The 10529-nt window shown below is 67.2% G+C and carries 10 protein-coding genes and 1 pseudogene; 6 read left to right on the top strand and 5 right to left on the bottom strand.

Annotated elements, in window-relative coordinates:
* The first annotated feature begins 233 nt into the window (after positions 1 to 233).
* From yidC to yihA, 3 genes are read left to right on the top strand one after another with little or no spacing between them, the layout of a single operon-like run.
* Positions 234 to 2147, top strand: a complete 1914-nt coding sequence (gene yidC, locus ACMUOO_RS03715; RefSeq protein WP_301920172.1) for a membrane protein insertase YidC — start codon at positions 234 to 236, stop codon at positions 2145 to 2147.
* Entirely contained in the window at positions 2144 to 2911 is a 768-nt protein-coding gene (locus ACMUOO_RS03720) for an MOSC domain-containing protein (RefSeq protein WP_301920173.1), read from the top strand. Before yidC ends, ACMUOO_RS03720 begins: the two co-directional genes overlap by 4 nt.
* Positions 2908 to 3561, top strand: a complete 654-nt coding sequence (gene yihA, locus ACMUOO_RS03725) for a ribosome biogenesis GTP-binding protein YihA/YsxC (protein ID WP_301920174.1) — start codon at positions 2908 to 2910, stop codon at positions 3559 to 3561. Before ACMUOO_RS03720 ends, yihA begins: the two co-directional genes overlap by 4 nt.
* Before the next feature lie 194 nt (positions 3562 to 3755).
* Here yihA and ACMUOO_RS03730 read toward each other — a convergent pair whose 3' ends face one another.
* On the bottom strand, positions 3756 to 4487 hold the full coding sequence (locus ACMUOO_RS03730; RefSeq protein WP_301920175.1) for an SDR family oxidoreductase: 732 nt from the start codon (positions 4485 to 4487) through the stop codon (positions 3756 to 3758).
* 120 nt (positions 4488 to 4607) lie between these two features.
* Here ACMUOO_RS03730 and argB point away from each other — a divergent pair, with 120 nt between their 5' ends.
* Genes argB through ACMUOO_RS03745 form a run of 3 tightly spaced genes read left to right on the top strand, consistent with a single transcriptional unit; the run spans position 4608 to position 6669 of the window.
* Positions 4608 to 5501, top strand: a complete 894-nt coding sequence (argB, locus tag ACMUOO_RS03735) for an acetylglutamate kinase (RefSeq protein ID WP_301920176.1) — start codon at positions 4608 to 4610, stop codon at positions 5499 to 5501.
* A complete protein-coding gene (locus tag ACMUOO_RS03740; RefSeq protein ID WP_413854874.1) occupies positions 5501 to 6154 on the top strand; it encodes a ferredoxin in 654 nt (217 codons plus the stop codon). Before argB ends, ACMUOO_RS03740 begins: the two co-directional genes overlap by 1 nt.
* Positions 6151 to 6669 carry a SixA phosphatase family protein gene (locus tag ACMUOO_RS03745; RefSeq protein ID WP_301920178.1) on the top strand — a complete coding sequence of 173 codons (519 nt, stop codon included), beginning with the start codon at positions 6151 to 6153 and terminating at the stop codon, positions 6667 to 6669. The genes ACMUOO_RS03740 and ACMUOO_RS03745 overlap by 4 nt, the downstream gene beginning before the upstream one ends.
* A 72-nt stretch (positions 6670 to 6741) precedes the next feature.
* Here ACMUOO_RS03745 and ACMUOO_RS03750 read toward each other — a convergent pair whose 3' ends face one another.
* The 4 genes and pseudogenes from ACMUOO_RS03750 to ACMUOO_RS03765 form a co-directional block, all read right to left on the bottom strand.
* Positions 6742 to 7536 carry an amino acid ABC transporter ATP-binding protein gene (locus ACMUOO_RS03750; protein WP_301920179.1) on the bottom strand — a complete coding sequence of 265 codons (795 nt, stop codon included), beginning with the start codon at positions 7534 to 7536 and terminating at the stop codon, positions 6742 to 6744.
* An 11-nt stretch (positions 7537 to 7547) separates the two neighbouring features.
* The gene (locus ACMUOO_RS03755; protein ID WP_301920180.1) at positions 7548 to 8996 is read right to left on the bottom strand and encodes an amino acid ABC transporter permease; all 1449 of its coding nucleotides are present in this window, start codon (positions 8994 to 8996) and stop codon (positions 7548 to 7550) included.
* Position 8997: 1 nt separating this feature from the next.
* Positions 8998 to 10275, bottom strand: a complete 1278-nt coding sequence (locus tag ACMUOO_RS03760) for an amino acid ABC transporter permease (protein WP_301920181.1) — start codon at positions 10273 to 10275, stop codon at positions 8998 to 9000.
* A 134-nt stretch (positions 10276 to 10409) separates the two neighbouring features.
* Positions 10410 to 10529, bottom strand: a pseudogene (locus ACMUOO_RS03765) (amino acid ABC transporter substrate-binding protein); the annotation flags it as partial.

A 10529-nucleotide genomic window follows, 5' to 3' on the forward strand; every position in this document is an offset into this window, starting at 1 on the left:
GGCGCCGGCGCGGGACCGTGACCCATCCGGGGCCAAGCGAACCCGTCAGCCGGCGTCGCGCTCCATCCAGCGGGCGGCCGGGACACCGATGGCAGCACGGCAGACCGATGAGCGCTGAACGCACACGGTCGCGGCGTCAGATCGCTTTCCCGCGCGGGCGAAACCGCTTGACCTTTCGCCCCCCGTTCTGTTGAACCAGCCGCAACCTCGGCAGGACGGGTGGTGGGTCCGAAATGGACGATCAGAACAAGAATCTCATTCTCGCGACGGTGCTGTCGTTCCTGGTGATCCTCCTGTGGTACACGCTGTTCCCGCCACCCGAGCCGCAGCCCGCCCCCGAGACGCCCGCCGCCACGCAACCGGCTGCCACGCAGCCGGCTGCCGGCGGCACTGCGACCGCGCCCGCGCCGGGATCCAGCGGGATGGCGCCGTCCTCCGATGGAGCCGCCACTGATGCCGCGGCCGCCCTCGCGGCCGCGCCGCGGGTGAAGATCGAAACGCCGCGGCTGCAAGGCTCGCTCTCGCTCCTCGGCGGCCGGATCGACGATCTGTCGCTCAAGGACTACCAGGTGTCGCTCGACCCCGGCGCACCGGACGTGCGGCTTCTCGCCCCCGTCGGCGGCACCGAACTCGGCGCCGACAAGCCCTATTACGCCGTCTACGGCTGGCTGCCCGCAGGCGGGCTCGCGGCGACGGCGGTGCCGGACGCCCGGACGCTCTGGACGCTCGAGAGCGGCAGCACGCTCGCGCCGGGTCAACCGGTGACACTCGCCTGGGACAACGGTGCGGGGCTCGTCTTCCGCCGGACCGTCGCGGTCGACGACAACTTCCTGTTCACGGTGACGCAGCAAGTCGAGAATGCCACCGGCGCCGCCGTCCGCCTCGCCCCCTACGGGATCGTGGCCCGCCACGGCATCCCCGAAGGCCGGCGCATCTATGTGCTCCACGAAGGCGTGGTGCGGATGAGCGACGGCACGCTCCAGGAGATCAAGTACGCCAACCTGCCCAAGCTCGACACCGACCCGAACGAGGGCGCGCCGGCTGAACTCCAGAGCGTGTCCGAGAATGGCTGGATCGGCTTCACCGACAAGTACTGGATGACGACGCTCATTCCCGTCGCCGGGCAGCCCTTCACGTCCGTCGCCAAATACGTCCCCGGCGCCGACCTCTACCAGACCGAGGCGCGCCTTTCGGTGATGGAGGTCGCTCCCGGCGCGACGGCCGAGGCCACGACCATGCTCTTCGCCGGAGCAAAGGAATGGGAGGCGATCGACCACTACCAGAACGACCCCGGCTGGTTCGATCGCCTGCTCGGGGCCAAGACCGACCCGGCGCGGCCCAAGGTCGACCGCTTCGTCGATTCGATCGACTGGGGTTGGTACTTCTACCTGACGAAGCCGATGTTCCGGCTCCTGCACTGGCTCCATGGCGCGATCGGCAACATGGGCTTCGCCATCATCGCGCTCACCGTCATCATCAAGCTTCTGGTCTTCCCGCTCGCCCGCACCTCCTACGTCTCGATGGCGCGGATGAAGGAGCTCCAGCCCGAGATGGAGAAGCTGAAGGAGCAGGCCGGCGAAGACCGCCAGAAGCTCCAGCAGGGGATGATGGAGCTTTACAAGAAGAACAAGGTGAACCCCGCCTCGGGCTGCCTGCCGATCCTCCTGCAGATTCCGATCTTCTTCTCGCTCTACAAGGTGATCTACGTCACGATCGAGCTCTACCATGCGCCCTTCGTCGGCTGGATCCGCGACCTTTCGGCCCCCGATCCCTCGTCGATCCTGAACCTCTTCGGGCTCCTTCCCTGGGCGACACCCGAACACGGCTCGGTCCTGTTCATCCTCTCGCTCGGCGTTCTGCCGATCCTCCTTGGCATCTCGATGTGGTTTCAGCAGAAGCTGAACCCCGCGCCGACCGATCCCACGCAGCAGGCGATCTTCGCCTGGATGCCGTGGATCTTCATGTTCATGCTCGGCAGTTTCGCGTCCGGCCTCGTGCTCTACTGGATCGCCAACAACACGATCACCTTCATCCAGCAGTACACGATCATGTCGATGCACGGGAAACGCCCGGATCTCTTCGGCAACATCAAGCAGGGCTTCAAGCGCAAGCCCGCCGCATCGACGGACAAGGCAAAGTCGAAATGACCGCGGTGGTGGCGCGGATCTACCGCCACCCGATCAAGTCGATCGGGGCGGAGGATCTCGGCGCGACGACGCTGAGCCCGGGACAGTCGTTGCCCCTCGACCGCGAATGGGCCGTCCTGAACGATCGCGCCAAGGTCGCACGCCTTGCGGACGGACGCGCGAGCGCCTGGGGCGCCAAGGCGAACTTCCTCACCGGGCGCGCCGGGCCTGCGCTGATGGCGGTGACCGCCTCGACGCAGGCCAACGGCCGGCTCGTGCTCGACCACCCGGACCTGCGGCCGCTTGACATCGACCCTGACGCGCCGGCGGATCAGGCGAAGCTCATCGCCTGGCTGAGGCCGATCTGGCCCGTGGACGCCCCCGCCCCGACCGCGTTGGTCCGCGCGCCCGGCCAGCCGCTCACGGACCAGCCCGTGGCATTCGTCTCGCTCATCGGAAGCGCCTCGCTCGATGACCTTGCGGCACGGGCAGGCGCACCGCTTTCGCCGCGCCGCTTCCGCGCCAATCTCTGGGTCGAGGGCTGGGCACCCTTCGTCGAGTTCGACCTCATCGGCCGGCGTCTCCGCCTCGGCGGCACGACCTTGGAGGTCGTGGAACGCGTGGGCCGCTGCCGCGCCACCGACGCCAACCCCGAGACGGGCGCGCGCGACATCGACGTGCTCCGGCTTCTCGAGGCGGAATACGGCCATACCGACCTCGGCGTCTTCTGCACCGTCGTCGAAGGCGGTCCGGTGGCGCAGGGCGACCGGGTGGAGGTCCTGTGACCACGCTCCCCTTCCCCCTCGCCGAAGCGCCCGACGCCGCCGCCGCCGAACGCGGCAGGCTCCTCTTCGCCGGGCCGGTGGATTTCGTGAAGGGTGTCGTCCGGATGGACGGGCTTCCCCCCGCCGACCGGATCGAGGTCTGCTTCGCGGGCCGCTCGAACGTCGGCAAGTCCTCGCTCATCAACGCGCTCACCGGTCGAAAGAACCTTGCGCGCGCGTCGAACACGCCCGGGCGCACGCAGGAGATCAACTTCTTCGCGGCCGGGGATGGGCGCTTTCTCGTCGACCTGCCGGGCTACGGCTTCGCCGAGGCGCCTGTCTCCGTGGTCGCGAAATGGCAGGCGCTACTCAAGTCCTACCTCTCCGGCCGTTCCACGCTCCGCCGCGCTTTTGTCCTCATCGACATGCGCCACGGCATCAAGCCTGTGGACGAGGAAATCCTGACGCTTCTCGACCGCTCCGCCGTGCCGTTCCAGGCCGTGCTGACCAAGGCCGACAAGGTGCAGGCGGCGGAGCGCGACAGGGTGCTCGCCCAGGTGCGTGCCGCACTCCAGAAACACACTGCCGCCTACCCGGAGCTTGTCGTCACCTCGTCGGAAAGGGGCGAAGGGATCGAGACGCTCCGCGCGATCATCGCCGCGCTCGAATAGCCCGCCCCTTTCACTGTGGCAGAAATACTCCAGAGGGGTCCGGGGAGACGGCGTCTCCCCGGCGGGGGGGCCCCCGCCCCGGCCCCACACCCCGCACCCCCCCCCCGTGCTGCCTCCCTCCCCGCCCGCGCGGGGGGGGGCCCCCCCCCCCCCCCCCCCCCCCCCGGGGTCGGCCGCGTCAGCGGCCGAAACCCTCAGACGTGTTGTCCGGCATTCACCTCGATCTCGGTCCCGGTGACATAGGAGGAGGCGTCCGAGCAGAGAAACCAGATCACATCGGCGACTTCGCGCGGCTGGCCGAGCCGACGCAGGGGCAGTGTCTCGACGATCTTCTCCGTCCCCGGCGAAAGGATCGAGGTCTCGATCTCTCCCGGCGCGATGGCGTTCACCCGCACGCCCATGGGGCCGAAGTCGTGCGCCATCTCGCGCGTCAGTGCCTTCAGCGCCGCCTTCGACGTCGCATAGGCCGCGCCGGCGAAGGGATGCACGCGGCTCCCCGCGATGGAGGTGACGTTGACGACCGCACCCTTGGCCGCCGACAGCTCCTCCATGAGGCCGCGGGCCAGCACGATGGAGGCGAAGAAGTTGACGTGGAACACGTGACCCCAGGTCCTGAGGTCCGTGTCGAGCGTGGAAAGCCGGCTTCCCCCCGGACCCTTGGGCGAGATGCCGGCGTTGTTGACGAGCGCATGCAGCCTGCCGCCGAGCTTCTTGCGGATGCCCTCGATGGCCTCGATGGTCCTGTTCGGATCGGCGAGGTCGATGACGATGTGATCCTCGCGTCCCCCGCCCCAGGGACATTTCTCGGGGAAGGGATGGCGCGAGCAGGTGATCACCCGCCAGCCCTCGCGGGCAAAGCGCATCACCGTCGCGTGCCCGATCCCGCGGGACGCGCCGGTCAGAAGTAGGGTTTTCGTCTCGCCCATGCCGGCCTCCGCACTGCTACGGCGCCAAGCTATGCATTCGCCCGGGAAAGGCAACGCCTCTCGGCCCTTGGCAGGTCCCGCGCGACGGTCTAACACGGGCCCGTCAGAAGGACCCGCGCGATGAGAAAGCAGACCATGGATCGTGACTGGATCGCCACCGCCCGGACCCTGTCCGAGGCGCTCCCCTATCTCCAGCGCTACGCCGGCGCCGTCGTCGTCGTGAAGTTCGGCGGCAACGCGATGGGCGACGAGGCCGCGATGGCGGAGTTCGCGCGCGATATCGTGCTGATGCGGCAGGTGGGCGTGAACCCGGTCGTCGTCCATGGCGGCGGGCCGATGATCAACGATCTCCTCGCCCGGCTCGGCATCAGGTCGGAATTCGTCCGCGGCAAGCGGGTGACCGACAAGGCCACCGTCGAGGTGGTGGAGATGGTGCTGACGGGCCTTGTCAACAAGCGGATCGTGCAGGCCATCATGGACGAGGGCGGCCGCGCCGTCGGGCTTTCCGGCAAGGACGACGACCTCATGGTCTGCGAGGCCGACAACCCGGAGCTTGGCTTCGTCGGCCGCCCGGTGGAGATGAACGTGCAGGTTCTGCGCGACCTTTTCGCGGCGGGCATCATCCCCGTGGTGGCCCCCGTCGCCACCGGCATGAACGCGAACGAGACCTTCAACGTGAACGGCGACACCGCCGCCGGCGCGCTCGCCGCGGCGCTCAAGGCCGACCGGCTGCTCCTGCTCACCGATGTCTCCGGCGTCAAGAACAAGGACGGCGAGGTCGTCACCCAGCTTTCCCCCGAGGAGGTGCGCGCGATGATCGCCGACGGGACGATCTCGGGCGGGATGATCCCGAAGGTGGAGACCGCGCTTGCCGCCGTGGAAGACGGGGTGCGGGCCGCCGTGATCCTCGACGGGCGGCAGCCCAATGCCTGCCTGCTGGAGCTTTTCACCGACCACGGCGCGGGCTCCATCATCCGATCGACGGAACCCCGCGTGAAGCCGCGCCGGAAGTGATCGCCTACGACGAGATCGCGGTACGGGCCGCCGCCGAGGCGCTTGACCTTTTCGGCGCGTTCCACCCCGGGCCGGGCGACGGCGTTCCCGGGGACACCGGCACGCTCCTCCTCCTCGGTCCCCGCGAGCCGGGGTTCTGGGCCACGTTCAAGAACACCCCTGAATGGCTGGACGGGGCGCCCGACCCCCTGGACCGCTGGTCGGCGCGCGTCGTGGGCGGGCTGGCGCGGGAATTCGGGGGCCATGCGCTCCTTCCCTTCGGCGGGCCGCCCCATCATCCGTTCTACGCCTGGGCGCTGCGGTCCGGCCGCGCCTTCGCCTCGCCGGTCACGCTGCTTGTCCACGACGGCGCGGGGCTGATGGTCTCCTACCGTGGCGCCATCGCGCTGCCGGGGCGCGTCGATCTGCCAGCACCCCCCGCGGCGTCACCCTGCGACGGTTGCGCGGCGAAGCCCTGCCTGTCCGCCTGCCCCGCCCGCGCGCTCGATGTCCGGGGCTACGACGTCCCCGCCTGCCATGCCTTCCTCGACATGGCAGACGGCGCCGATTGCCTTTCCGGCGGCTGCATCGTTCGCCGCGCTTGCCCGATCTCACACGCCTATGGCAGGCTGCCCGAACAATCCGCCTATCACATGAGGCTCTTTCACCCATGACCCCACCCGGCCACCGCCGCCTGATCCTCACGCGTCATGCCAAATCCTCGTGGGACGATCCGGCGACGGCCGACCACGACCGCCCGCTGAACGCCCGGGGGCGGCGTGCGGCGCTGGAGCTTGGGGAGTGGCTGCACTCACGCGGCTACGAGCCCGACGAGGTCCTCTCTTCCACTGCCGCGCGGACGCGCGAAACCTGGGCTCGCGTCGCCGCCGCGCCGCTGGAGGTGACGCCGAGGGTGGCCCATCTCGAGACGCTCTATCACGCCACGCCCGAGGCGATGCTCGACATCCTGCGCGGCGCCACCGGCGATTGCGTGATGATGATCGGCCACAACCCGGGCATCGCGGCATTTGCCGCCTTGCTCCCCGCGCGCGCGCCGGCCGATCCGGACTTCCGCCGCTATCCGACGGCCGCAACGCTCGTCGTCGATTTCCAGGTGGCGGACTGGAAGGATGTCACCCCGGCTTCGGGGAGCGTGCTCGACTACTTCGTTCCTTCGGGGCGCGACTGATTCCGCGCGCCCCGCCGCCCTGGGCGGGCCGCCTCGCTGTCCGGGGCGGTGCCCCGGCCGCCGGATCGAGACTCAGTGCCCGAGGATCTGGCTCAGGAAGAGCTTCGTGCGGTCCGACTGCGGGTTGTGGAAGAACTCCTTCGGCTCGTTCTGCTCGACGATCTGGCCCTGATCCATGAAGATCACCCGGTTCGCCACCGCCTGGGCAAAGCCCATCTCGTGGGTGACGCAGAGCATCGTCATCCCTTCCTCGGCGAGTTCGATCATGGTGTCGAGCACTTCCTTGATCATCTCGGGATCAAGCGCCGAGGTCGGCTCGTCGAAGAGCATGATCCGCGGCTTCATGCAGAGCGATCGCGCGATGGCCACGCGCTGCTGCTGGCCACCCGAAAGCTGGCCGGGGTACTTGTGCGCCTGCTCGGGGATCTTGACCTTCTCAAGGAAGTGCATCGCGGTTTCCTCGGCTTCCTTCTTCGGGATCTTGCGGACCCAGATCGGCGCGAGCGTGCAGTTCTCGATGATCGTCAGATGGGGGAAGAGGTTGAAGTGCTGGAACACCATGCCGACTTCCGACCGGACCTTGTCGATGTTCTTGATATCCGAGGAAAGCTCTGTCCCGTCGACGACGATCTGGCCAGACTGGTGTTCCTCCAGCCGGTTGATGCAGCGGATGAGCGTGGACTTGCCCGACCCCGAGGGGCCGCAGATGACGATCCGCTCTCCGCGGTTCACCGTCATGTCGATGTCGCGCAGCACATGAAAGGTGCCGTACCACTTGTTCATGCTGGTGATCTGGATCGCGACCTCGTCGGACACCTGCATGTGGCGACGGTCGATCTTGCGGGTGATGGCATGCGGGTCAGACATGGGATTGATCCTTACCGATGTTCGCGCTTCAGCAGGCGTTCGAGATACATGGAGTAGCGCGACATGCTGAAGCATATGATCCAGAAGATCGCGCCGACGAAGAGGTAGGGCTCCCAGTACGCGCCCTTCCACTCGATCGAGGCGCGCACGGCGTCGGTGATCCCCTTCAGGGGATCGAGCAGGCCGACGAAGATGACGAGCGTCGTGTCCTTGAAAAGCCCGATGAAGGAAGAGACGATGCCGGGGATCGAGATTTTCAGCGCCTGCGGCATGATGATCAGCCGTTGCGCCTTCCAGTAGTCGAGCCCGAGCGCATCGGCCGCCTCGTACTGCCCGCGGGGCAGGGCCGCAAGCCCGCCCCGGATGACCTCGGCGATATAGGCCGCCGAGAAGAGCGTCACCATGATGATGACCCGCAGGATGATGTCGAAGTTCGTCCCCGGCGGCAGGAAGTAGTTCAGCAGGAGCGAGGCGGTGAAGAGGAGCGTGATAAGCGGCACGCCGCGGATGAACTCGATGAAGCCGACGCAGAGCGTCTTCACGAGGAGCATGTCCGACCGCCGGCCAAGCGCCAGCACGATTCCCATCGGCAGCGAGAAGCCGATGCCGGTGACGCCGATCGTCAGTGCAAGCACGAAGCCGCCGAAGCGGTCGGAGCGGACCGCCTCGATGCCGAGCGGCACCACGCCCTGCAGGGCCCCCGCTGCTAGCCGGGCAGCAAAGAGCCACCAGAAGACCGGCACGAGCACGGCCGCGATGGCCCCGAGGATCGAGCCCCCGGCCGGCTGGATCAACCGGAACGCCAGCCACCCGAGCACGAAGCCCAGGACCGCGACGACCGGTATCCAGACCGACCCGCCCCAGAGGAGCCAGAAGCCGACCGCCGGATAGAGCAGCGTGAAGATCATCAGCCGCCGCGGCGCGAAGACCTGCACCGCGACGAGCGCCGCCACGAAGACGAGCGCCAGGACGTTGTGCTGGCCAAGCGCGAGGATCGACACGAACGTCAGCGCCGCGACGAGGGTGATGAAGCTCGTCGCCGCCCGCTGGCTTTGCGTGAAGAGGATCGGCCCGATCGCGATGAGCAGGAGCCCGAAGGCAAGGACGGGACGCCAGTAGAGCTCTGCCGGATAGAAGCCGTAGAGGAACTGCGGCCAGCGTTCGCGGATCACCGCCCAGCAGGCTCCCTCGGCGCCAGGCCCCCAGCGTTCCTCGATGATCGCACGGCATTCGGAGATCGAACCCGCGTCCCAGACCGAATGCAGGAACCAGGGCAGGAACTTCTGGACGAGGAGGGCGATGATAACGAAGCCCAGCACCGTCAGGATCGTATTGAGCCAGCCGGAGAAGAGGTTCTCCCTGAGCCACTTCACCACGCCGGACTGCATCGCCGGCGGCGGCTCGGGCGGCAGCATCGTGTCGCGGACGAAGGGAGCGGTCTGTGCGTGAAGGCCCGACATATCAGCGCTCCTTCAGCTTCACGGCGTTGTTGTAGACGTTCATCGCCGAAGAGATGAGCAGGCTCAGAGCCAGATAGATCAGCATCATCAGCAGGATGCACTCCAGTTCCCGCCCCGTCTGGTTGAGCGTGATGCCGCCGAGCGTGCCGCGCAGGTCCATGTAGCTGACGGCAATGGCGAGCGAGGAGTTCTTCATAAGGTTCAGGTACTGCGAGATCAGGGGCGGGATGATGACGCGCAGCGCCTGGGGCAGGATGATCAGGTTCATCGTGCGCCCCGGTCTGAGTCCGAGCGCGAAGGCGGCTTCCGTCTGCCCCTTCGAGATCGCCATGATCCCGGCGCGGACGATCTCGGCGATGAAGGCGGCGGTATAGAGTGTCAGCGCCAGCCAGAGCGACATCAGCGCGTTCGATACGTTGATGCCTCCCTTGAAGTTGAACCCCGCGAGTTCGGGATAGCTGAGATGGAAGCCCATCGCGACGAGAAGCCCGACCGGCGGCACAAGGAGCATGAGAAGGCTCTTCCACCATGTCACCGGGCGCACACCCGTCGCCTCCTGCACCCGCGACGCATGGGCCTTGATGGCGCGGTATCCGAAAACGGCGATAGCCACCGCGACGAGGAACGCGAGCACGTTCAGGCTGATAGGCACGTCCAGGATCGTGAACGAACCGAGGCTACGCGACACCTCCGGCGCGGGAACGTAGGTGCCGCGGTTGGTGATGGCGATGCTGTCGAAGAACGACATCGTCGCCTCGGGCTCCGTCCCCTCGGCGATCATCTGTTCGGTCACGCGGAACTGGTTCGGCGCCGGCGTGATTTCGGTGAAGACGGCGAGCGCCACAAGGATCCAGAGAAGGAGCGGCACGTTGCGGAACGTCTCGACGTAGACCGTCATGATCCGGCCCACGAGCCAGTTCCTGGACAGCCGCAGGATGCCGACGAATACCCCGATGATCGTGGCCGAGACGCAGCCCATGACGGAGACCAGAATCGTGTTGACGAGCCCCACGAACATGGCGCGCCCATGCGTGCTGTCGTTCGTGTAGGGGATCAACGTCTGATTGATGTCGTACCCGGCCCGGTACCAAAGGAAAGCGAAGCTGAAGTCCTTGCCGAGGGTCTGCAGGTTCTTGACGATGTTGTCGACAAGCCATGCGGCGCCCGCCATGAACAGGAGCAGCACGACGATCTGGATGGTCATCGAACGATAGCGCGTATCGTAGATGAGCATGCTCGGACGGAATGCGTCCTTCGGAGCGTCCGTAACAACAGTCATGTCGTATCCCCGACCGGATCGCGCGGCTGGCATTCGCCAGTCCTGACGGGGTCTCGATGCCCCTCGCCCCGGTTTGTCCCTGTTGAGAACCGAAGGGGCGCATCCTGACGGACGCGCCCCCGGCGAAGATCAGATCAACGGAACGGCGGAGTGTAGAGCAATCCGCCTTGCGTCCACTGCGCGTTCAGGCCGCGCGCAAGGCCGATCGGGGTCGATTCGCCGATGCTTGCCGCGAAGACTTCACCGTAGTTGCC

The organism is Albidovulum sp. (assembly GCF_041919395.1).
Lineage (GTDB): Bacteria > Pseudomonadota > Alphaproteobacteria > Rhodobacterales > Rhodobacteraceae > Albidovulum.